General features: G+C 66.8%; 20 protein-coding genes. 12 read left to right on the top strand and 8 right to left on the bottom strand.

Annotation, left to right across the window (positions count from 1 at the left end; genetic code table 11):
• The first annotated feature begins 20 nt into the window (after positions 1-20).
• The 7 genes from G6N13_RS21765 to whiA are packed head-to-tail and all read left to right on the top strand — an operon-like array spanning position 21 to position 7,185.
• Positions 21-1,292, top strand: coding sequence for a bifunctional 3,4-dihydroxy-2-butanone-4-phosphate synthase/GTP cyclohydrolase II (locus G6N13_RS21765; protein WP_163700404.1), 1,272 nt, complete (start codon positions 21-23; stop codon positions 1,290-1,292).
• Positions 1,289-1,768: a 6,7-dimethyl-8-ribityllumazine synthase gene (gene ribH / locus G6N13_RS21760; RefSeq protein WP_163700402.1), complete on the top strand. Its 480-nt coding sequence runs from the start codon at positions 1,289-1,291 to the stop codon at positions 1,766-1,768. Before G6N13_RS21765 ends, ribH begins: the two co-directional genes overlap by 4 nt.
• The gene (locus G6N13_RS21755; RefSeq protein ID WP_163700399.1) at positions 1,765-2,229 is read left to right on the top strand and encodes a PH domain-containing protein; all 465 of its coding nucleotides are present in this window, start codon (positions 1,765-1,767) and stop codon (positions 2,227-2,229) included. The genes ribH and G6N13_RS21755 overlap by 4 nt, the downstream gene beginning before the upstream one ends.
• A 9-nt stretch (positions 2,230-2,238) precedes the next feature.
• On the top strand, positions 2,239-4,239 hold the full coding sequence (gene uvrC, locus G6N13_RS21750) for an excinuclease ABC subunit UvrC (RefSeq protein ID WP_163700397.1): 2,001 nt from the start codon (positions 2,239-2,241) through the stop codon (positions 4,237-4,239).
• Positions 4,236-5,153 (top strand): RNase adapter RapZ, encoded by a 918-nt coding sequence (gene rapZ, locus G6N13_RS21745; protein ID WP_163700394.1) that lies wholly within the window; start codon positions 4,236-4,238, stop codon positions 5,151-5,153. Before uvrC ends, rapZ begins: the two co-directional genes overlap by 4 nt.
• Positions 5,150-6,211, top strand: coding sequence for a uridine diphosphate-N-acetylglucosamine-binding protein YvcK (yvcK, locus tag G6N13_RS21740; RefSeq protein WP_163700390.1), 1,062 nt, complete (start codon positions 5,150-5,152; stop codon positions 6,209-6,211). Before rapZ ends, yvcK begins: the two co-directional genes overlap by 4 nt.
• On the top strand, positions 6,208-7,185 hold the full coding sequence (gene whiA / locus G6N13_RS21735; protein WP_163702414.1) for a DNA-binding protein WhiA: 978 nt from the start codon (positions 6,208-6,210) through the stop codon (positions 7,183-7,185). The genes yvcK and whiA overlap by 4 nt, the downstream gene beginning before the upstream one ends.
• Here whiA and G6N13_RS21730 read toward each other — a convergent pair.
• Positions 7,168-7,845, bottom strand: a complete 678-nt coding sequence (locus G6N13_RS21730) for an MOSC domain-containing protein (RefSeq protein ID WP_163700386.1) — start codon at positions 7,843-7,845, stop codon at positions 7,168-7,170. The two genes, whiA and G6N13_RS21730, sit on opposite strands and share 18 nt — an antisense overlap.
• Positions 7,846-8,085: 240 nt before the next feature.
• Between G6N13_RS21730 and gap the strand changes: the two genes are divergently transcribed.
• The 4 genes from gap to secG are packed head-to-tail and all read left to right on the top strand — an operon-like array spanning position 8,086 to position 11,373.
• Positions 8,086-9,105: a type I glyceraldehyde-3-phosphate dehydrogenase gene (gene gap, locus G6N13_RS21725; protein ID WP_163700383.1), complete on the top strand. Its 1,020-nt coding sequence runs from the start codon at positions 8,086-8,088 to the stop codon at positions 9,103-9,105.
• 2 nt (positions 9,106-9,107) lie between these two features.
• Positions 9,108-10,316 (top strand): phosphoglycerate kinase, encoded by a 1,209-nt coding sequence (locus G6N13_RS21720; protein WP_163700380.1) that lies wholly within the window; start codon positions 9,108-9,110, stop codon positions 10,314-10,316.
• Positions 10,317-10,323: 7 nt separating this feature from the next.
• The gene (tpiA, locus tag G6N13_RS21715) at positions 10,324-11,109 is read left to right on the top strand and encodes a triose-phosphate isomerase (protein WP_163700378.1); all 786 of its coding nucleotides are present in this window, start codon (positions 10,324-10,326) and stop codon (positions 11,107-11,109) included.
• 30 nt (positions 11,110-11,139) lie between these two features.
• Entirely contained in the window at positions 11,140-11,373 is a 234-nt protein-coding gene (secG, locus tag G6N13_RS21710; protein WP_099251382.1) for a preprotein translocase subunit SecG, read from the top strand.
• A gap of 95 nt (positions 11,374-11,468) precedes the next feature.
• Here the strand turns inward: secG and G6N13_RS21705 are convergent, their stop codons facing one another.
• Positions 11,469-13,142, bottom strand: coding sequence for an amidohydrolase (locus tag G6N13_RS21705; protein ID WP_163700375.1), 1,674 nt, complete (start codon positions 13,140-13,142; stop codon positions 11,469-11,471).
• Between the two features lie 260 nt (positions 13,143-13,402).
• Entirely contained in the window at positions 13,403-14,761 is a 1,359-nt protein-coding gene (locus G6N13_RS21700; RefSeq protein ID WP_163700372.1) for an HNH endonuclease signature motif containing protein, read from the bottom strand.
• A 124-nt stretch (positions 14,762-14,885) separates the two neighbouring features.
• Here G6N13_RS21700 and ppc point away from each other — a divergent pair, with 124 nt between their 5' ends.
• Positions 14,886-17,678 (top strand): phosphoenolpyruvate carboxylase, encoded by a 2,793-nt coding sequence (gene ppc / locus G6N13_RS21695; RefSeq protein WP_163700368.1) that lies wholly within the window; start codon positions 14,886-14,888, stop codon positions 17,676-17,678.
• Positions 17,679-17,969: 291 nt separating this feature from the next.
• Here ppc and G6N13_RS21690 read toward each other — a convergent pair whose 3' ends face one another.
• Genes G6N13_RS21690 through tal form a run of 5 tightly spaced genes read right to left on the bottom strand, consistent with a single transcriptional unit; the run spans position 17,970 to position 22,692 of the window.
• Positions 17,970-18,356, bottom strand: coding sequence for an ATPase (locus tag G6N13_RS21690; RefSeq protein ID WP_163700365.1), 387 nt, complete (start codon positions 18,354-18,356; stop codon positions 17,970-17,972).
• Between the two features lie 4 nt (positions 18,357-18,360).
• Positions 18,361-19,104: a 6-phosphogluconolactonase gene (pgl, locus tag G6N13_RS21685; RefSeq protein WP_163700362.1), complete on the bottom strand. Its 744-nt coding sequence runs from the start codon at positions 19,102-19,104 to the stop codon at positions 18,361-18,363.
• Entirely contained in the window at positions 19,101-20,012 is a 912-nt protein-coding gene (gene opcA / locus G6N13_RS21680; protein WP_163700359.1) for a glucose-6-phosphate dehydrogenase assembly protein OpcA, read from the bottom strand. Before opcA ends, pgl begins: the two co-directional genes overlap by 4 nt.
• Positions 20,009-21,577, bottom strand: a complete 1,569-nt coding sequence (gene zwf, locus G6N13_RS21675) for a glucose-6-phosphate dehydrogenase (RefSeq protein WP_163700356.1) — start codon at positions 21,575-21,577, stop codon at positions 20,009-20,011. Before zwf ends, opcA begins: the two co-directional genes overlap by 4 nt.
• Positions 21,574-22,692, bottom strand: coding sequence for a transaldolase (gene tal / locus G6N13_RS21670; protein ID WP_163700354.1), 1,119 nt, complete (start codon positions 22,690-22,692; stop codon positions 21,574-21,576). Before tal ends, zwf begins: the two co-directional genes overlap by 4 nt.
• Positions 22,693-22,709: the final 17 nt, after the last annotated feature.

The raw sequence follows: 22,709 nt of genomic DNA, 5'->3' as shown, positions 1-22,709 counted from the left end.
AGAAATGACAGGCGGCAACGATGACGAGGCTGGACACCGTCGAGAGGGCGGTCGCCGATATCGCGGCAGGGAAGGCCGTCGTCGTCATCGATGACGAAGACCGGGAGAACGAAGGAGACCTGATTTTCGCCGCCGAGAAGGCGACGCCGGAGCTGGTGGCGTTCATGGTCCGCTACACCTCGGGCTACCTGTGTGTGCCGCTGTCCGGTGAGATCTGTGACACGCTCGGCCTGCTGCCTATGTATGCGGTCAACCAGGACAAGCACGGCACCGCATACACCGTGACCGTCGATGCCAAACAGGGTGTGGGAACCGGTATTTCAGCGGCTGACCGGGCCACCACCATGCGTCTGCTGGCCGACCCGGGCAGCGTTGCCGACGACTTCACCAAGCCCGGCCACGTTGTTCCGCTACGCGCGAAGGACGGCGGTGTGCTGCGCCGGCCCGGGCACACCGAAGCCGCCGTCGACCTGGCCCGGCTGGCCGGCCTGCACCCCGCCGGTGCCATCTGTGAGATCGTCAGCCAGAAGGATGACGGTTCGATGGCCCAGACCGATGAGCTGCGCGTCTTCGCCGACGAGCATGATCTGGCCCTGATCTCCATCGCCGACCTGATCGAGTGGCGGCGCAAGCATGAGAAGCACATCGAGCGGATCGCCGAGGCGCGGATCCCCACCCGGCACGGCGAGTTTCGGGCGGTCGGCTACTCCAGCATCTACGAAGAGGTAGAGCACGTCGCCCTGGTCAAGGGCGATATCTCCGGGCCGGAGAACGACGGCCATGACGTTCTGGTGCGGGTGCACTCGGAATGCCTCACCGGTGACGTGTTCGGGTCGCGCCGCTGTGACTGCGGTCCGCAGCTGGATGCGGCGCTGGCGATGGTGGCCCGCGAGGGTCGCGGCATCGTGCTCTACATGCGGGGGCACGAGGGTCGTGGCATCGGCCTGATGCACAAGCTGCAGGCTTACCAACTGCAGGACGCCGGTGCCGACACCGTCGATGCCAACCTGGAGCTGGGGCTGCCCGCCGACGCCCGTGACTACGGGATCGGTGCGCAGATCCTGGTGGATCTCGGGGTGCGCTCGATGCGGTTGCTCACCAACAACCCCGCCAAGCGGGTGGGCCTGGACGGCTATGGACTGCACATCATCGAGCGGGTGCCGCTGCCGGTGCGGGCCAACGCCGAGAACATCCGCTACCTGATGACCAAGCGTGACCGGATGGGTCACGACCTGAGCGGGCTCGATGACTATGACGAGGCAATCCCGGGCGATATCGGGGGAGCTTTGTGAGCGCGGGCGCGGGCGTCCCGGATTTCCCGGAGATGGACGCCTCAGGGGTGTCGCTGGCCATCGTGGCCAGTACATGGCACTCGAAGATCTGCAACGCTCTGCTCGACGGTGCCCGCCGGGTGGCCGATGACTCCGGGGTGCCGAGTCCGACGGTCGTCCGGGTGCTCGGCGCCATCGAAATCCCGGTCGTCGCACAGGAACTCGCGCGGACGCATGATGCGGTCGTCGCGCTCGGTGTCGTGATACAGGGCCAGACACCACATTTCGACTATGTCTGCGACGCTGTCACTCAGGGTCTGACCCGGGTCTCACTGGACGCATCGACCCCGGTGGCCAATGGAGTGCTCACCACCAACACCGAGGAGCAGGCGCTCGATCGCGCCGGGCTGCCCGGTTCGGCCGAGGACAAGGGCGCGCAGGCCGCGGCTGCTGCACTGTCGACCGCGTTGACGCTGCGCCACCTGCGCGGGGCATGACCACGACGAACTGCGACTGGGATGTGGTGCTGCGGCCCCGCCTGACGCCCTATGTCGCCTATATCGCTGCCTTCGTCGTCGCCACGGCCGGGATCGTGATCGGTTTCCTGCTGAAGATCCGTTACACCGGGGCCATCATCCAGACCGCCGACCAGGTGTCGATGGCTGTCCTCGGGGTGATCCTGGCTGCTGCGATCCTGCTGCTGGCAACTCCGCGGGTCCGTGTCGGGCGAGCCGGGATCGGGGTGCGCAACCTACTGACCGAGCGGGTCGTCCCGTGGCGGGATGTGGTCGACGTGTCGTTCCCGCAGGGCGCCCGGTGGGCCCGGGTGGATCTGGCTGACTACGAATACGTTCCGGTGCTCGCCATCCAATCGATCGATGGTGAGCGGGCGGTGGCGTCGATGGACGCCCTGCGCGACCTGCTCGCCCGGTACCGGCCCGTCGGACACTCCGACTAACCTGGGGGCGTGCCCGATCCCGCGTCGTACCGGCCAGCGCCCGGGTCGATTCCAGTCGAGCCGGGTGTCTATCGATTCCGGGATCCGCACGGCCGAGTGATCTACGTCGGCAAGGCCAAGAGCCTGCGTAGCCGCCTGACGTCGTACTTCCAGGACATCTCCGCACTGCATCCGCGTACCCGCCAGATGGTGACCACTGCGGCCAAGGTCGAGTGGACGGTGGTCACCACCGAGGTCGAGGCGCTGCAGCTGGAATACAACTGGATCAAGGAGTTCGACCCTCGGTTCAACGTCCGCTACCGCGATGACAAGTCGTACCCGGTGCTGGCCGTCACGCTCAACGAGGATTATCCGCGGCTATTCGTCTACCGCGGTCCGCGGCGCAAGGGGGTGCGCTACTTCGGCCCGTACTCGCATGCCTGGGCCATTCGGGAGACCCTCGATCTGCTGATCCGGGTGTTTCCCGCGCGCACCTGCTCGGCCGGAGTCTTCAAGCGGCACAGCCAGATCGAGCGCCCGTGTCTGCTGGGTTACATCGACAAGTGTTCGGCGCCATGCGTGGGCCGGGTCAGTGCCGAGGAGCATCGCGAGATCGTCGGAGACTTTTGCGATTTCTTGTCCGGCAAGACCGATCGCTTCGCCCGCGAGCTGGAACATCAGATGAACGCCGCGTCCGCCGAACTCGACTTCGAGCGGGCCGCCCGACTGCGCGACGATATTGCCGCACTCAAGCGCGCCCTGGAGAAGCAGGCCGTCGTGTTCGGTGACGGCACCGACGCCGATGTGGTGGCTTTCGCCGACGACGACTTGGAGGCCGCCGTACAGGTCTTCCACGTCCGGGGCGGGCGGGTACGCGGCCAGCGTGGCTGGGTTGTCGAAAAGCCTGGTGACCCAGGCGAATCCGCGCAATCCCAGCTGGTCGAACAGTTCCTCACCCAATTCTATGGCGACCAGGCCGAATTGGGTGGCGCCGCCGATGAAGCCACCAACCCGGTGCCGCGCGAGGTGCTGGTGCCGTGCCTGCCGCCGAATGCCGATGAGCTCGGCGATTGGCTCGCTGGCCTGCGCGGTTCGCGGGTGGCGCTGCGGGTGCCGCAGCGCGGTGACAAGAAGGCGCTTGCCGAGACGGTGCACCGCAATGCGCAGGAGGCACTGCAGCAGCACAAGCTCAAGCGTGCCGGCGACTTCACCGCCAGATCGGCTGCGCTGCAGAATATTCAGGAATCCCTAGGTCTGGCCGACGCGCCGCTGCGTGTCGAGTGCGTCGATATCAGCCACGTTCAGGGCACCGATGTGGTGGCCTCCCTGGTGGTGTTCGAGGACGGTCTGCCACGCAAGTCCGACTACCGGCATTTCGCGATCAAGGAGGCCGCCGGTGAGGGGCGTTCTGATGATGTGGCGTCGATCGCCGAGGTGACCCGGCGACGCTTCACCCGCCATGTCCAGGACCAGCAACGACCCATTGAGGAATTCACCGCAGAAGGTAAATCCCGCAAGTTCGCCTACCCGCCCAATCTCTACGTTGTCGACGGCGGCGCTCCTCAGGTCAACGCCGCCCAGGCGGTGCTCGACGATCTCGGCGTCACCGACGTCGCGGTGATCGGTCTGGCCAAGCGTCTCGAGGAGGTGTGGGTGCCCGGCGAGATAGATGCCGTCATTCTCCCCAGGAACAGTGAGGGCCTCTATCTGTTGCAGCGGGTGCGGGATGAAGCCCACCGCTTCGCGATCACCTACCACCGCAGCAAGCGGTCCAAGCGGATGACGGCCTCGGCGCTGGATTCGGTGCCCGGCCTCGGGGATATCCGCCGCAAGGCGCTGGTGGCTCACTTCGGCTCGCTGGCGAGACTGCGTCAGGCGAGCGTCGAGGAGATCACCTCGGTGCCGGGCATCGGGGCCGCGACGGCCGCCGCGGTACTGGAAGCGCTAGGCGTTGGCGTGGATTCGGCGGGATCGGCTGTGGTGGACGAGCGTGTCGGTGAAGATCAGTCTGCTCAACAGGCGACGCGATGAGAGAAAACAGCACAGGCGAAAATATGCACACCGGAGTGGCCGGCGAGGAATTGGGTATCGACGTGGTGTTGGTGACCGGTCTGTCCGGGGCCGGGCGCGGAACCGCCGCGAAAGTTCTGGAAGATCTCGGCTGGTATGTGGCCGACAATCTGCCGCCCGAACTCATCGCCAGGATGGTCGACTTCGGCCTGGCTGCCGGCTCGCGGATCACCAAACTGGCGGTGGTGATGGATGTGCGCTCTCGTGGCTTCACCGGTGACCTGGAGTCGGTGCGCATCGAGCTGGCCACCCGCAACATTCACGCGCGGGTGCTGTTCATGGAAGCCTCCGACGTCATCTTGGTGCGCCGGTACGAGAACAACCGGCGCAGTCATCCACTGCAGGGCAACCAGACGCTGGCCGAGGGCATCGCCGCCGAGCGATCCATGCTGGCCCCGGTGCGGGCGTCGGCGGATCTGGTCATCGACACCTCGACCCTGTCGGTGCACGGCTTGCGGGAGAGCATCGAACGGGCCTTCGGCGGGGAGGTCGTCGCGCAGACCAGCGTGACGGTTGAGTCGTTCGGGTTCAAGTACGGTCTGCCGATGGACTCCGACATGGTGATGGACGTCCGCTTCCTGCCCAACCCGCACTGGGTCGACGCGCTCCGGCCGCACACCGGCCAGCATCCGGCGGTCCGTGCCTACGTCCTGAGCCAACCTGGTGCCGAGGAGTTCCTGCAGACCTACCATCAGCTGCTGGGGCTCGTCGTCGACGGCTACCAGCGGGAGGGGAAGCGCTATATGACCGTGGCCATCGGCTGCACCGGCGGCAAGCACCGCAGTGTCGCCATGGCCGAGGCGCTCGCCGGACTGCTCGAGCACAACGAGCATCTGTCGGTCCGCGTGCTGCACCGCGATCTGGGTCGCGAATGAGCCGTATCGTCGCCCTCGGTGGTGGGCACGGTTTGTATGCGACGCTCTCGGCGGCGCGCCGCCTCACCCACGACATCACCGCGGTGGTCACCGTGGCCGACGACGGCGGATCGTCGGGCCGGCTGCGCAGCGAGTTGGATATCGTGCCCCCGGGTGACCTGCGAATGGCGTTGGCCGCCTTGGCTTCTGACAGTCCGCATGGGCGGCTGTGGGCCACCATCCTGCAGCATCGGTTCGGGGGCAATGGTGCGCTGGCCGGGCACCCGATCGGCAACCTGATGCTGGCCGGGCTCAACGAGTTGCTGGCCGATCCGGTGGCCGCGCTCGATGAGCTGGGCCGCATCCTGGGGGTCAAGGGCCGAGTCCTGCCGATGTGCCCGATCGCCCTGCAGATCGAGGCCGACGTGTCCGGTCTGGACGGGGACCCCCGGATGAGCCGGGTGATCCGCGGTCAGGTGGCGGTGGCGACCACCCCGGGCAAAGTACGTCGTGTGCGTCTGCTGCCCGGCGATCCGCCCGCGACCCGACAGGCGATCGATGCCATCATGACGGCCGATCTGGTGGTGCTCGGGCCGGGCTCCTGGTTCACCAGTGTCATCCCGCACGTCCTGGTGCCCGAGCTGGCGGCCGCGCTGAAAGCCACCACCGCGAGTCGCGCCCTGCTGCTGAATCTGGTGGCCGAGCCGGGGGAGACCGCCGGCTTCTCCGCCGAGCGTCATCTGCACGTACTCGGTCAGCATGCGCCGGGCTTCGCCGTCGACGAGATCATCGTGGACGCCGCCCGCGTCCCCTCTGAACGGGAGCGTGACCAACTTCGCCGCACCGCAAGCCTGCTGGAAGCTTCGGTTCGGTTTGCTGACGTCTCCAGACCTGGTACACCTTTACATGACCCGGCGAAGCTGGCTGCAGCACTTGACGGTGTGCGTACCCGGAACACGATTCCCGCGGCATCTTCCCTTCCGTCGGCTGCGTCCGAACCGGCCGGAGGAATTGGACAGGGGGATGGGGTGCAAGGCCCAACTGGAAACGGACCGAGAGGTGACGACCCGTGGCGATGACGGCCGAGGTGAAGGACGAACTCAGCCGGTTGGCAGTCAATTCTGTGACTGCCCGCCGCGCGGAGGTGGCCTCGCTGTTGCGCTTCGCCGGTGGCCTGCACATCGTGTCGGGCCAGGTGGTCGTCGAGGCCGAAGTGGACCTGGGCATCATCGCCCGGCGGCTGCGCAAAGACATCTACGATCTATACGGCTACAACGCGGTGGTGCACGTGCTGTCGGCCAGCGGCATCCGCAAGAGCACCCGCTACCTGGTCCGGGTCGCCAAGGACGGTGAGGCGCTGGCCCGCCAGACGGGTCTGCTCGACATGCGCGGCCGGCCCGTGCGGGGTCTGCCCGCCCAGGTGGTCGGCGGCAGCGTCGGCGACGCGGAAGCGGCGTGGCGCGGCGCATTTCTCGCGCACGGCTCGCTGACCGAGCCGGGACGGTCGTCGGCGCTCGAAGTGAGTTGTCCTGGACCGGAAGCCGCGCTGGCGTTGGTCGGTGCCGCCCGGCGGCTCGGGGTCAGCGCCAAGGCGCGCGAGGTGCGGGGGACCGACCGGGTCGTGGTGCGCGACGGCGAGGCCATCGGCGCGCTGCTGACCCGGATGGGCGCCCAGGACACCCGGCTGACGTGGGAGGAACGGCGGATGCGCCGCGAGGTGCGCGCCACCGCCAACCGGCTGGCCAACTTCGACGATGCGAACCTGCGCCGCTCGGCCCGCGCCGCGGTGGCCGCTGCGGCCCGCGTTGAGCGGGCGTTGGAGATCCTGGCCGACACGGTGCCCGACCACCTGGCCACCGCTGGCCGGCTGCGGGTCGAACACCGTCAGGCTTCGCTGGAGGAGCTGGGCCGGCTCGCCGACCCGCCGATGACCAAAGATGCTGTGGCCGGCCGTATTCGGCGTCTGCTGTCGATGGCCGACCGGAAGGCAAAACAGGACGGCATCCCTGATACCGAGTCGGCCGTCACCCCGGATCTACTCGAGGACGCTTAGACCGGTCCGCTTAGCCACGAAGGCCTTGAGTTCGGCCGAGAGCGCATCGGCGGCCACCAGCTGGGGCAGCAGGCTGGGATCCGACATCTTGGCGCGGTAGACCAGGCCGATCGTCACATCGTGGTCGGGCCGGTGCTCGATCTCGATGGTGTCGCCGGCCCGCACGGTCCCCGGCGCGATGACCCGCAGATACGCACCGGGTTTACCGGCAGCGGTGAACGTCTTGATCCAGCCGTCGATGTCCAGGAATTTCTCGAAGGTCCGGCACGGGGTGCGGGGCGCGGAGACTTCCAGCAGCAATCCCGCCGTGCCGACGCGCCAGCGGTCACCGATGCGGGCTCCTGTGACGTCGACGCCGACGGTGGTGAAGTTCTCGCCGAACATGCCGTTGGCCAGCGGCCGCGACAGCCGCCCCGCCCACTCGTCGAGGTCTTCGCGGGCGTAGGCGTAGACGGCTTGGTCGGCACCGCCGTGCAGCTTCTGATTGCCGATGGTGTCGCCGACCAGACCGCTGCCAAGGCCTTCACGCATCGGCCCGGGAGAGCGCACCTGCACCGTCTCCGTGGTGGCCACCTTGTCGATACCCGTCGGCTTCGGCGCCTTCGTGTCCGGGTTCTTACGCGCGTGAGCCGACACATTGACCGACAGGACATGTGCCATCACAACAGAATAATGGCGGGGCAGCATTCGAGCGGGGCGGGCGGTTTCGGGTACTCGGCGACGCGCAGACCACGGTGCAGCGCCACGGCACGCTGCCCGCGATCCGGGAACGCTGGACCGGCTCGCCCCGTCGAGACCAGAGCGGGCCCCAAAACGGGTGACGATCCGGGCGGTCGCGCACGCCGGTGAGCACGCGATTAGGCTGGGCCCGGGTACTGAGAAGCTACTAGAGGAGACACCGTGACCATCCGGGTTGGCGTTAACGGTTTCGGCCGCATCGGGCGCAACTTCTTCCGCGCCCTGGACGCGCAGAAGGCCGAGGGTAAGAACACCGACATCGAGATCGTGGCCGTGAACGACCTGACGTCGACTGCCACGCTGGCGCACCTGCTGAAGTTCGACTCGATCCTGGGCCGGCTGCCCTACGACGTCAGCGTCGACGGTGACTACATCGTCGTCGGCGACCACAAGATCAAGGCGCTGGCAGTCAAGGAAGGCCCGGCGGCGCTGCCCTGGGGTGACCTGGGCGTCGACGTCGTGGTCGAGTCGACCGGCATCTTCACCAACGCCGCCAAGGCCAAGGGCCACTTGGACGCGGGCGCCAAGAAGGTCATCATCTCCGCGCCGGCCACCGATGAAGACATCACCATCGTGCTCGGCGTGAACCAGGACAAGTACGACGGCAGCCAGAACATCATCTCCAACGCCTCGTGCACCACGAACTGCCTGGGCCCGCTGGCCAAGGTCCTCAACGACGAGTTCGGCATCGTCAAGGGCCTGATGACCACGATCCACGCCTACACCCAGGATCAGAACCTGCAGGACGGCCCGCATAGCGATCTGCGCCGTGCCCGCGCCGCCGCCCTGAACATCGTGCCGACCTCCACCGGTGCGGCCAAGGCCATCGGCCTGGTGCTCCCGGAGCTCAAGGGCAAGCTCGACGGCTACGCGCTGCGGGTGCCGATCCCCACCGGCTCGGTGACCGATCTGACCGCTGAGCTGAAGAAGCCCGGCACCGTCGAGGAGATCAACGCGGCGTTCAAGGCTGCCGCCGACGGCCCGCTCAAGGGCATCCTCAAGTACTACGACGCGCCGATCGTCTCCAGCGATATCGTCACCGACCCGCACAGCTCGCTGTTCGACTCGGGCCTGACCAAGGTCATCGACAACCAGGCCAAGGTCGTCTCCTGGTACGACAACGAGTGGGGCTACTCCAACCGTCTGGCCGATCTGGTCGCGCTGGTCGGCAAGTCGCTGTAACCATGGTCGCCACTCTCGACGACCTGGTGAAAGAGGGCGTGGAAGGGCGGGGCGTTCTGGTGCGCTCCGACCTGAACGTCCCGCTCGACGCCGACGGTGCCATCGCTGATCCCGGCCGCATCATCGCGTCGGTGCCCACGCTGAAGGCACTGGCGGACGCCGGTGCCAAGGTTGTGGTGACCGCGCACCTGGGCCGCCCCACGGGTGGACCGGACCCGCAGTTTTCGCTGGCGCCGGTCGCGGCCGCGCTGGGGGAGAAGCTGGGACGGCATGTGCAGCTGGCCGGTGACGTGATCGGCACCGACGCCCTGGCGCGGGCCGAGGGCCTGACCGATGGCGATGTGCTGCTGCTGGAGAACATCCGGTTCGATCCCCGGGAGACGTCGAAGGACGATGCCGAGCGGTTGACGTTGGCCAAGGCCCTGGTCGACTTGGTTGGCGATGACGGCGCTTTCGTGTCCGACGGCTTCGGTGTCGTGCACCGCAAGCAGGCCTCGGTCTACGACGTGGCCACACTGCTGCCGCACTACGCGGGCACGCTAGTGGCGGCCGAGGTCAAGGTGCTCGAGCAGCTGACCAGTTCCACCGAGCGGCCCTACGCCGTGGTGCTGGGCGGATCCAAGGTGTCGGACAAGCTGGCCGTCATCGAGAACCTGGCCACCAAGGCCGACAGTATCGTCATCGGCGGTGGCATGTGCTTCACCTTCCTTGCCGCGCAAGGAGTTTCGGTGGGCACCTCGCTGCTGCAGGAGGAGATGATCGAGACCTGTCAGCAGCTGCTCGACAAATACGGCGATGTCATCCACCTGCCGGTCGATATCGTCGTCGCCGAGAAGTTTGCGGCCGATTCGGTGCCGGAAACCGTTTGGGCTGATCAGATCCCGGCCGACAAGATGGGTCTGGATATCGGTCCGGAGTCGGTCAAGCGGTTCACCAAGCTGCTCTCGAACGCCCGCACGATCTTCTGGAACGGCCCGATGGGCGTGTTCGAGTTCCCGGCGTTCGCGGCGGGCACCAAGGGGGTGGCCGAGGCGATCGTCGCCGCGACCGGCAAGGGCGCGTTCAGCGTCGTCGGCGGTGGTGATTCGGCTGCCGCGGTGCGTCAGCTCGGGCTGCCGGACGACGGTTTCTCGCACATTTCCACCGGCGGCGGTGCATCGCTGGAATACCTTGAGGGCAAGAGCCTTCCCGGTATCGATGTCTTGAATTAGGAGTGCTGTGTCCCGTAAACCGCTGATCGCGGGCAACTGGAAGATGAACCTCAACCACTTCGAGGCCATCGCGCTGGTCCAGAAGATCGCGTTCTCGTTGCCCGACAAGTACTTCGACAAGGTCGACGTCACGGTCATCCCGCCGTTCACCGATCTGCGCAGTGTGCAGACCCTGGTCGACGGCGACAAGCTACGGCTGACCTATGGTGCGCAGGATCTGTCCCCTCACGATTCGGGGGCCTACACCGGCGATATCAGCGGTGCGTTCCTGGCGAAGCTGGGCTGCACGTTCGTGGTGGTCGGGCACTCCGAGCGCCGCACCTATCACCACGAGGACGACGCGGTGGTCGCCGAGAAGGCGGTGGCGGCGTTCCGGAACGGACTCACGCCGATCGTCTGCATCGGTGAGCAGCTCGAGGTGCGTGAGGCTGGCGGTCATGTTGAGTTCTGTGTGGATTCGTTGCGCGGCTCGCTCGCCGGGCTGACCAACGAGCAGCTGACGAACGTCGTGATCGCCTACGAGCCGGTGTGGGCCATCGGCACCGGGCGGGTGGCCAGTGCCGCCGACGCGCAGGAAGTGTGCGGGGCGATCCGTGCCGAGCTGGCCAGCATCGCCACGCCGCAGATTGCCGATGGTGTCCGGGTGCTGTACGGCGGCTCGGTGAACGCCAAGAATGTGGGCGAACTGGTCGGGCAGAAGGATATCGACGGCGCACTGGTCGGCGGGGCATCGCTGGATGGCGAGCAGTTCGCCATCCTGTCGGCGATCGCCGCAGGCGGGCCGCTGCCGTAAGCAGGCTTTCGAGCAGGTATTCTGGGCGTCATGGTTTTGACTCTGCAGATCATCCTGGTGGTCACCAGCGTGCTGGTGGTGTTGCTGGTGCTGCTGCACCGCGCCAAGGGTGGCGGCCTGTCGACGCTGTTCGGCGGCGGCGTGCAGTCCAGCCTGTCCGGGTCGACGGTTGTCGAGAAGAACCTCGACCGCTTGACGTTGTTCGTCACCGGTATCTGGGTGGTGTCCATCGTCGGGATGGCCCTGCAGATCAAATACAGCTGACCTGTCAGGTGGTGAAGACGGCGCGCGCCGATGACCGGCCGGCTGTCCGCCGCCGAGCGCAAGCGCCTGCACGCGCCGCTGTTCGCGATGCTGGGTCACCCGGACACGAATGTGCGGCCCTCGTAAACCGTGCCCAGCACCTCGATGTCGTCGAGCCGCAGCGGATCGACCGCATACGGGTCCTGGGCCAGGACCGTGAAGTTGGCGAGTTTTCCCGGCGTGATGCTGCCGAGCTCGCGCTCGAGCCGCCACGAGTAGGCGGCCTCGATCGTGACCGCACGCAGCGCGTCATCCACCGAGATCCGCTGATCGGGGCCGGCGACCCGGCCGCTGGGTGTCTGCCGGTTGACCGCGCACCAGGCCAGGGTCAGCGGTGCGGCCGGGCCCATCGGCAGGTCGGAATGCAGCGACAGCGGGATGCCTCGGCTCAGCACTGATGCCGCTCGGACCATCGCGTCGGCGCGTTCGGAGCCCAGCCCGTGGGCGGTGTATTGATCGGCGAATCCGACGGGATAGTACGAATTGGCGGACACGATGCAGCCCAGCTGGGCGATGCGCTCCACCTGCGCCTCGGTCGAGTTGGCGAAGTGCACGATCACCGTGCGGTGGTCGGCGCGCGGATGGCCGGCCATGCACTCGGCGATGGTGTCGAGCACCAGATCCAGTCCGGCGTCACCGTTGACGTGAATGTGCAACTGCCAGTCCGCGTTCCAGTAGACCTTCGCGAACGCCCGAAACGTGTCGGGTTGCATCATCCACTCGCCGTGATGGCACAGGTCGGGGTGGCCCGACTCGTCGAGGTACGGGTCGCGCATCTGCATCAACTGGCTGATGATCGCGCCGTCGGCGAACAGCTTGACCTGCCGCGGTAGCAGCCGCACCTTGCCCGCGGCGGCGCTGTCGACCTGCCGCTGCGCGTCGGCGACCGCGTCGGCGGGGTCCATACCGGAGTCTGCCTGACTGCGAGCATCGACGAGAAACGTTGATGTGAAGGGAGTTTCCTCGGATCCGAGGATGTCTTGATACAGCAACCACGGTTCGAACGCCCACATGATGCCGGGCTCGTTGATCGCGGTGACTCCGTTGCGGTGCAGGTAGGCGACCAGCTGGCGCAACCCGGCCGCCAGCCGGTCCTGGCTCATGAACAGCGGAGAAAGCTTGGGAAGCAGCAGGTTCATCCCGGTTTCCCACCAATGGCCGGCGTCCAGATCGACCATCGTGCTGGCGGTGCCCTGGCCGGTCAGGTCCGCGGCGGTGATGCCGAGCCGATCGATCGCCGCGGAGTTCAGATACCACTCGTGACAGGACCGCTGCCACACCGCGATCGGGCGCGTGGTGCTGATCGCGTCGAGTGCGGCGCGATCCAGCGCGCCGTGCCAGAGCTTGTGATAGCCCCACGAGAACAGCCACTCGGCCGGGTCGGAAAGCTGCTGTTCGGCAGTGGCGAGCCGACTCCGGTACTCCGCGGGTGAGTGCGCGGCCGGATAGATCTTGTCGGGTAGCCGCCAGTCCTCGATGGCGATCACCTCGGTCATCAGAGTGGTGGCCCCGAGCACCGGATGCAGGTGTTGATCGATCAGACCCGCACAGATGATCGCATCAGCGAAGGTGTCATCGACCGTCCCGGTCGCCCGGAGTTCGTCGGCATGGCCGACGGCGGTGATCCGGCCATCGGTCACGGCGACAGCGGTGGCATCGGGTATGTCGGGATCCATCGTGATGACGCGGCGGGCGGTGAACACGGTGGTCATCGGTTCAGTGGCCATCATGCGATCCTGCCTGCTGTTGTATCCCGGTGGGCGGAGCGTGGCCCGAAGCGTCACCACTGGCAGGCGATGCCGCTGTTGAGGGGCAGCGGCACGGGCGTCGCGCCAGCGTGAATCGCCGGTGCCGCCCCGACACCGATGGCGAAAATGCCGGTGAGAACTAATCCGCGGATCATTGCAACCCCTCGTTGCGGTTCGAACCTCGACTCGCGGGAGATTAACGAACAGCCACGCCCCGTGGGCGATAAATGACGAGAACGTCATTAGGGACCGGCGCCGGGACCCGGACCCGGCGGCTCGTCCGAGTCGGCGAGCAATCGCTCGGGGTGGTGCACGTCGTTCACGCGCGGGGGACCGCTGCCATCGCTCCAGGCGATACGGCCGTCCTCGGTGACGGTCGTCGTGTACTCGCCGTCAGTGGCCATCTTGTGGTCACAGGCGCAGCCGAAGTGCAGGTTGTCCGCGTCGGTCGGCCCGCCCTCGCTCCACGGCTGCGCGTGATGAACCTCGCAGTGATATCCCGGTTCGAAGCAGTTCGGTTTTGTGCAGCCACGATCACGTGCGTAGCAGATGATTCGATGGTCCTCTGTCGCAAGGCGTTTGGCACGGCCCAGGTACAGCGGCCGCGTGGAGTGGTCCTCGAACACCGCCAGGTAGTGAATCGCCTCGCCGGCCATCCGGATGACGTCGCGCATCGGCAACCGGCCGGTACCGCCGGTACGAGCCCAGCCACACGCCTGCTCGAGCTCGCCCAGCGTCGTCGTCACGATCACGGTCACCGGCAGCCCGCGGTGCTGGCCCAGTGCGCCGGATTCGACCCCGGCCTTCAGGCCCAGTTTCAGTCCGTCGTGGCAGCGCTGCTCGGGCGTGCGGGTGTCGCGGCCCTCGGTGCCGTCGGGAACATGGCGCCCCGGCCGTTGCGCGGCCGTCACGGTCTCCAGATAGGCGCGTCCCTCCGGATCCAGCCAGCCCGAGAGCCTGCTCATCCCGTCCGGCCCCTGCCGGCCCAGCACCACGCCGCGGCGCCGGGCGCGGTCCTCGTCGGTGAACGTGCCATCCGGGTTCAGGCAATCGGCAATCCCAACGCCGATCGCGGCGACGAATCTCGAATCCTCCTCCCGCGCATGGCGAACGAGCGTCCTCTCGGCGGCCTCGCGGTCGGCCGGCGCCACCACTGAAGGCAACCTGTCGAGTGCTTGGCACACCGCGGCGATATGATCCTCGCCGACTTCGCCCTCCTCGACGGCGGCCGCCAACGCCGGCAGCTCAGGCGGCAGGGGCGCCCCGGTGGGCGACCGGCGTGCGCGGATCCGTGAGGCGATCCGGAATCGCCGCTTGACCTCCCCGGCGGTCAGCCGCAAACGGCTGGCCAGCACGTCACGAACCTTGACGCCGGCCGGCATGCCGACGCCGTCGACCGGTTCGGCGATCTCACCGAACATCCGGTAGGACAGGCCCCTGTTGACCCGATCCTGCGCTTCCAGACGGGCGGCCACCTCGATGCGAAACGCATTACCGGCCAGATCGGTACACACGGACCGCAACCGGCCGTACGCGGTGTCCACGGCATCGAGCTCAGCGCGCACGGCCACGTGCACGTCCTCGGCGCTCAGCGGTTCCATGACTCCACGGTATAGAACATGTGTTCGAATCCCATGGGCGAGAATCCGCAGTGTGGATGAATCCGAAGCTGTGGATAGATTCACACGTTCTGCAGCCCCCACCGCGCACCCTGATACTTGAGGGATGGCTGAACTCCCCGAATCTCTGGAACCGATCGGCGCGGTCACCCGCACCAAGGTCGGGAGGGAGGCCACCGAGCCGATGCGGGAGGACATCCGACTGCTCGGCACGATCCTTGGCGATACCGTCCGCGAGCAGAACGGCGAGGAGGTGTTCGACCTCGTCGAGCGGGCCCGAGTCGAATCGTTCCGGGTGCGCCGCTCCGAGATCGACCGGTCCGAACTCGCCCAACTCTTCGACGGCATCGACATCCATCAGGCCATCCCGGTGATCCGTGCCTTCACCCACTTCGCGCTGCTGGCCAACGTCGCCGAAGACATCCACCGCGAACGCCGCCGCGCCATCCACGTCGCCGCCGGAGAACCCCCGCAGAACAGCACCCTGGCGGCCACCTACCTAAAGCTGGACGCCGCGCACCTCAATCCCGACACCGTCGCCGAGGCGCTGAAAGGTGCGTTGGTGGCACCGGTGATCACCGCTCATCCGACCGAAACCCGCCGCCGCACCGTCTTCGACACCCAGCACCGCATCACCCAGCTGATGCGGGTGCGGCTGCGTGGGCAGGATGAAACCGAGGACGGCCAGCCGGTCGAGACCGAACTGCGCCGCCAGATCCTGACCCTGTGGCAGACCGCGCTGATTCGGTTGTCCCGGTTGAAGATTCAAGATGAGATCGAAGTCGGACTGCGCTATTACCCGGCGGCGTTCTTCGAGGTGATCCCGAAGGTGAACGCCGAAGTGCGCGACGCATTGCGGGCGCGGTGGACCGACTCCGAGCTACTGGCCGCGCCGATCCTGCGGCCGGGGTCGTGGATCGGTGGCGATCGGGACGGCAATCCGAACGTCGACGCCGAGGTGGTGCGGCTGGCCACCGGCAGTGCCGCCTACACCGCGCTGGGGCACTACTTCGCTGAGCTGACGCACCTGGAGCAGGAGCTGTCACTGTCGGTGCGGCTGGTGAAGACCACCGAGGACCTCGTTGCGCTGGCCGACGCCTGCAACGAACCGGCCCGGCTCGACGAGCCGTATCGCCGAGCCTTGCGGGTGGTGCATGCCCGGCTGACCGCCACCGCGCATGACATCCTCGACCGCACCCCGCAGCACACCCTCGATCTCGGCATGCCGCCCTACGAAACGCCGGCCGAACTGCGCGCCGACCTTGACGTCATCGACGCCTCGCTGCGCGCCAACGGCAGTGCGCTACTGGCCGACGATCGGCTGTCTCGCTTGCGAGAAGCCGTGGATGTCTTCGGCTTTCACCTCAGCGGCCTGGACATGCGGCAGAACTCCGAGATGCACGAGGAGGTCATCGCCGAACTGCTGTCCTGGGCCGGGGTGCATCCCGATTATGCGTCGCTGTCCGAGCCGGAGCGCGTCGAGGTGCTGGCGGGGGAGCTGGCCACCCGGCGGCCGCTGGTGCGCGACGACTCCGAGCTCTCGGAGCTGGCCCGCAAGGAGCTCGACATCGTCTTCGCTGCCGCCCGCGCCGTCAACGTCTTCGGTCCGGCGGCCGTGCCGAACTACATCATCTCGATGTGCCAGTCGGTCTCGGATATGCTGGAAGCCGCAATCCTGCTCAAAGAAGCTGGGCTGCTCGATATTTCGGGCGATCCCGTGCACGCGCCAGTTGGTATCGTGCCGCTGTTCGAAACCATAGATGACCTGCAACGCGGTTCGGCCATCCTCGAATCGGTGCTGGACCTTCCGCTGTACCGCGCGATGGTGCACGCCCGCGGCGAGAGCCAGGAGGTCATGCTCGGCTACTCCGACTCCAACAAGGACGGCGGGTATCTGGCCGCTAACTGGGCGCTGTACCGGGCCGAACTGGATCTGGTGGAATCGGCACGCAAGACCGGGATCCGGCTGCGGTTGTTCCACGGCCGCGGCGGCACCGTCGGCCGCGGCGGAGGTCCGAGCTATGACGCGATCCTGGCCCAGCCGCCGGGTGCGGTGAAGGGGTCACTGCGGCTGACCGAGCAGGGCGAGATCATCGCGGCCAAGTACGCCGAACCGCGTATCGCCCACCGCAACCTCGAGACGCTGCTGGCGGCCACGCTGGAGTCGACGCTGCTGGACACCGAGGGCCTGGGCGATCTGGCCGAAAGCGCGTATCAGGTGCTCGACGATCTCGCTGCCCGCGCTCAGCGGGCGTATGCCGAATTGGTGCACGAGACGCCGGGTTTCGTCGAATACTTCAAGGCGTCCACGCCTGTCAGCGAGATCGGCTCGCTCAATATCGGCAGCCGGCCGACATCGCGTAAACCGACCACGTCGATCGCCGACCTGCGGGCCATCCCGTGGGTGCTGGCGTGGAGTCAGTCGCGGGTGATGCTGCCCGGCTGGTACGGCACGGGCAGCGCGTTCGAGCAGTGGATCGCCGAGGAAGACGGTCGCCTCGAGGTCTTGCAGGATCTGTACGTGAAGTGGCCCTTCTTCGCCACGGTGCTGTCGAATATGGCGCAGGTGCTGGCGAAGTCGGATCTGGGTCTGGCCGCGCGGTATTCGGAGCTCGTCGAGGACGAGGAGCTGCGGCGCCGAGTGTTCGACAAGATCGCCGCCGAACACGAGCGCACCATCCGCATGCACGAGCTCATCACGGGCCAGGACGATCTGCTCGCCGACAACCCGGCGCTGGCCCGTTCGGTGTTCAACCGGTTCCCGTACCTGGAGCCGCTGAATCACCTGCAGGTGGAGCTGTTGCGCCGCTTCCGATCTGGTGACGAAGACGAGCTGGTGCAGCGCGGCATCCTGCTGACGATGAGCGGGCTGGCCTCAGCGTTGCGCAATAGCGGCTAGTTCAGCCAGGTGGCCCACGGCGCGTACACCATAGCGGGACGGGCGTACGTGTCGGGAGTCACGACGATCTGAGTGTTGGGAGTTGTACGTCGAGGCGTCGGCGCCGGCCGGACCCGTAATCGGTGGACACGATGGAACCTGCAATGCCACAACAGCGTCAAACCTGCCATGACACAACCTGACTGCTCGCTGGAGAACACCGCTGAATTGATTGGTCCGCTGCCGTCGGTCGCCCCGCCCGTGCTGGCCGACTGGGCTGTCGCCGATCCCGACGATGGCTGGTGGTAGGAGCTAGCGAGCCGCGCGCCGCACCGCGTTGACGATGCCGCGCACCGCTGATTCGGTGGCGGCCAGCGGTGATAACACCGCTTCACCGACTCCGACGATGCGCTCGACCCGCTCGACGATCCCTTCCATCCGGGCGACGACGGCGACCAGCCGCGGTGCCAGCTCGTCGATGCGGCCCAGAGTGGAATTGAACACCACCAGGGTCTCCTCGAAATACCCGATCGTGCCGTTCATGCCGCTCATCGTCGTGTTGAGGTCGGTGAGCGCCTCGCTCATCCCGGTCAGGATGGTGTCGAGCTGGTCGACGGTGACATCCGCGTTGAGCGCCGCCTGCGCCAGGGTCTTGATCCGGTCGCGACCGGTGCGGGGCGGTGGCGTCTTGTCGACCATGAGCTCAGTCTGGCAGCTTGCTCGCTGCCTCGGTGTCGAGAAGCCAAACTGTGGCCTCGAAGCCCACCGCGCCGGCCGCGGGCACGTCGTCGGGGCTGGCGCCGCCGATTGCCTCGGCGACGGCATCGGCCTTGGCGGCACCCGATACCACCAGCCACACTTCGCGCGAGCGGGTGACGGCGGGCAGCGTCAGCGTGATCCGCCGCGGCGGCGGCTTGGGGGAGTCCTCGACCCCGACGACGAACCGGACGGTTTCGGCGACCGCCGGGGTGTGCGGGAACAGCGAGTTGATGTGGCCTTCGCCGCCCATCCCGAGCAGGTGTACGTCGAAAGCCGGTGTGGGCTCACCAGGCTCGGCGGTGGCGGCCAGCTCGCGCTCGTAGGCCAGCGCCGCGGCATCCAGGTCGTCGCCGTACTCGCCGTCACTGGCTGCCATCGGGTGCACATTGCCGGCCGGGATGTCGATGTGATCGAGCAGTGCCTCGCGGGCCTGCTTGTCATTGCGCTCGGCGTCGTCGGCGGGCACAAAGCGATCGTCGCCCCAGAAGATGTGCACCGTGGACCAGTCGATCGCCTCGTCGTGTGCGCCGACGTGTTTGAGCAGGCTGATACCCGTTCCGCCACCGGTCACTACGATGAAGGCCCGGCCGCGGGCCGCGATCGCGGACGTGATCGCCTCGACCAGCCGGTCGCCGACGGCGGTCACCAGGGCTTCGGTATCGGGGTAGGTCTGCACGATGCGGCTCATATGTAGTGCACCTTGTCGATTCCCTGGAGTGCGGACAGATAGATATCGTCGGCATCGAGCCTACGCAGATCCTCGGCCAGACACTCTCCGGTCTCCCTGCGTGCCAGCGGCACCTTCGCGTCGGGGCGGGCAGTGCGCGTCAGCGTCGCGGTCACCCCGGTCTGCGGACGGCTCAAGGTGATCGTCTCGGTCGGGCGAACCAGCTCGACCTTCAGATCGCCGTATGCCCGCTGTACCGGACCGTCGATCCGGGTGGCCAGCCAGCCGGCCAAGACATCAAGGGAGGGTTCGGTTTTCAGCCCCGAGACCAGCGCCGACGTGATGGGCTCGAACGGCGCCTGGTCCAACGTCGAGGTGAGCAAAGCCCGCCAGTATGTGATTCGGCTCCACGCGAGATCGGTATCCCCGGCGGTGTACCCCTCGAGGCGACCCTTGATCGAATCCAGCGGGTCCACGCCATTGGTGGCATCGGTGATCCGGCGAATCGCTAACTGTCCCAACGGGTCTTCAGCTGGAATAGCGGGGGCTACCGCGGGCCACCATGCCACGACCGGAGTGTCGGGCAGCAGGAACGGCATCACGACGCTGCTGGCCTGGTTGGCCAGCGGTCCCGACAACGTGAGTACGACGACCTCACCCGAACCGGCGTCATGACCGACGCGGATCTGCCCGTCCAGCTTGGGTTCGGCCGCATCCGGATCCCCGGGCACCACCACGATCACCCGGCAGGGGTGCTCGTGGCTGGCGCTGTTGGCCGCCTCGATCGAATCTTCTAGCATGGCGCTGGTGTCCGGTGCGATGACCAGGGTCAGCACCCGGGCCATCGTGATCGCCCCGCCCTCGGTGCGCAGCGAATCCAGCTTCTTGTTGACCGCGCCGGTGCTGGTGTCCGGCATATCGACAATCACGGGCGCCTCCATTCGCGCCCAGACCGGCGCAACATCTCGAACGCGGATTCCGGACCCCAACCGCCGGACTCGTACGGCTCAGGCTTGCCATGCGATGCCCAGTTCTCCAGCGCGGGGTCCAGGATCTTCCAGGCCAATTCGACTTCCTGGTTGACCGGGAACAGCGAAGGCTCACCCAGCAGAACATCGAGGATCAGTCGCTCGTAGGCCTCCGGTGAATCCTCGGCGAACGCCGAACCGTAGGAGAAGTCCATGTTGACGTCGCGGACCTCCATGGCATGGCCGGGCACCTTGGAACCGAACCGCAGCGTGATGCCTTCGTCGGGCTGTACCCGGATCACCAGTGCGTTCTTGCCGAGCTCGTCGGTCATGGTGTCGTCAAACGGCAGGTGCGGGGCTCGCTTGAACACCAGGGCGATCTCAGTCACCCTGCGGCCCAGTCGTTTTCCGGTCCGCAGATAGAACGGCACACCCGCCCAGCGGCGGGTGTCCACATCGAGGGTGATCGCCGCGTACGTCTCGGTGGTGGAGGTCTGCGAGAAACCCTCTTCCTCGAGCAACCCGACAGCCTGCTCGTTGCCCTGCCAGCCGGCGGTGTACTGGCCGCGCGATGTGTTGTCATCCAACGGTGCCACCAGCCGCGTGGCCGAGAGCACCTTGATCTTCTCGGCCTGCAGCTCGTCGGGGCTGAAGTTGACCGGCTCTTCCATCGCCGTGAGCGCCAGCAGCTGCAACAGGTGGTTCTGGATCACGTCGCGGGCTGCACCCACACCGTCGTAATAGCCGCCACGGCCGCCGAGTCCGATGTCCTCGGCCATGGTGATCTGGACATGGTCGACGTAATGCGCATTCCAGATCGGGTCGAACAATTGGTTGGCGAAGCGCAGCGCCAGGATGTTCTGCACCGTCTCTTTGCCGAGGTAGTGATCGATGCGGAACACCGATGATTCGGGAAAGACGCTGTTGACCAAGGTGTTTAGCTCTTCGGCGCTCTTGAGATTGTGACCGAACGGCTTCTCGATCACCACCCGACTCCAGCAGCCGTCGGGCTTGGTTGCCAGGCCCGATGTCGACAACTGTTCGAGCACCTGCGGGAACGCCTTCGGCGGGATCGACAGGTAGAACGCGTGATTGCCGCCCGTGCCGCGCTCGGCGTCGAGCTTCTTCAGCGTGTCGGCCAACCGGCCGAACGCGGCATCGTCATCAAAAGCGCCCTCGACGAACCGGATTCCCTCGGCCAGCCGGTCCCAGACCTCTTGGCGAAACGGGGTGCGGGCATGCGCCTTGACAGCGGTCAGCACGATATCGCCGAAGTCCTGGTCCTTCCAGTCGCGCCGAGCGAAGCCGATCAGCGCGAACGTGGGAGGCAGCAGACCGCGGTTGGCCAGGTCATAAATCGCCGGCATCAACTTCTTGGTGGCGAGATCACCCGTGACGCCGAAGATCACCACCCCACACGGGCCCGCGATGCGGGGCATGCGCTTATCGCGCTTGTCCCGCAATGGGTTCTGCCAGTCGGCGGGTGCGCCCGCGCAGGTCACCGCCGGAGTGGCTGCGTCACTCATTTGGCGGCGGCGTCCAGCTGTTCCTGGGTTGCGTCGAGGAGTTCCTGCCAGGACTTCTCGAACTTGTCCACGCCCTCGTCCTCCAAGACCAGGAACACGTCGGTGAGGTCGATGCCGATGGCCTCGAGCTTGTCGAACACCTCCTGGGCCGCCGCCGCGCTGCCGGTGATGGTGTCTCCGGTGACCACACCGTGGTCGGCGACCGCCTCAATGGTCTTCTCCGGCATGGTGTTCACCGTGTTGGGGGCGACGAGTTCGGTGACGTAGAGGGTGTCGGAGTAGTCCGGGTTCTTGACACCGGTGGACGCCCACAGCGGCCGCTGCACCAGGGCACCGGCTTCGGCGAGCGCTTCGAAACGCTCACCGCCGACGAATACCTCTTGGTAGGCGGCGTAGGCCAGCCGGGCATTGGCCACGCCGGCTTGTCCGCGCAGCGCCAGCGCCTCGTCGGAGCCGATCGCCTCCAGCCGCTTGTCGATCTCGGTGTCCACCCGCGACACGAAAAACGAAGCGACCGAATGAATCTTGGACAGGTCGTGGCCGGCCTGCTTGGCGGCTTCTAGCCCGGCGAGGTAGGCGTCGATGACCTCGCGGTGGCGCTGCACCGAGAAGATCAGCGTCACGTTGACCGAAATGCCCTCGGCCAGAACCGCGGTGATCGCGGGCAGGCCGGCCTTGGTGGCGGGGATCTTGATCAGCAGGTTGGGCCGGTCGACGATCTTCCACAGCTCGATGGCCTGCAGCACGGTCTTATCGGTGTCGTGGGCCAGCCGCGGGTCGACCTCGATGGACACCCGGCCGTCGATACCGTTCGATGCCTCCCACTGCGGGTGCAGGACGTCGCAGGCCTCGCGGACGTCATCGGTGGTGACGGTGCGGATGGTCGCGTCGACATCGGCACCGCGCTCGGCGAGCTCGCAAACCTGTGCGTCGTAGGCATCGCCGTGCGAGAGCGCGGCCTGGAAGATCGACGGGTTGGTGGTGACACCGACGATGCTGCGGGTGTCGATCAGCTCCTGCAGGTTGCCGGTCTTCAGCCGGGTCCGGGATAGATCGTCGAGCCAGACGGACACGCCGGCGGCGGACAGCGCCGCGAGGTTGGGATTCTGCGCCATGACGGTTGCCTCTCGTT

This window comes from Mycolicibacterium sarraceniae, assembly GCF_010731875.1.
Lineage (GTDB): Bacteria > Actinomycetota > Actinomycetes > Mycobacteriales > Mycobacteriaceae > Mycobacterium > Mycobacterium sarraceniae.
This window is presented reverse-complemented; position numbering and strand designations above follow the sequence as displayed.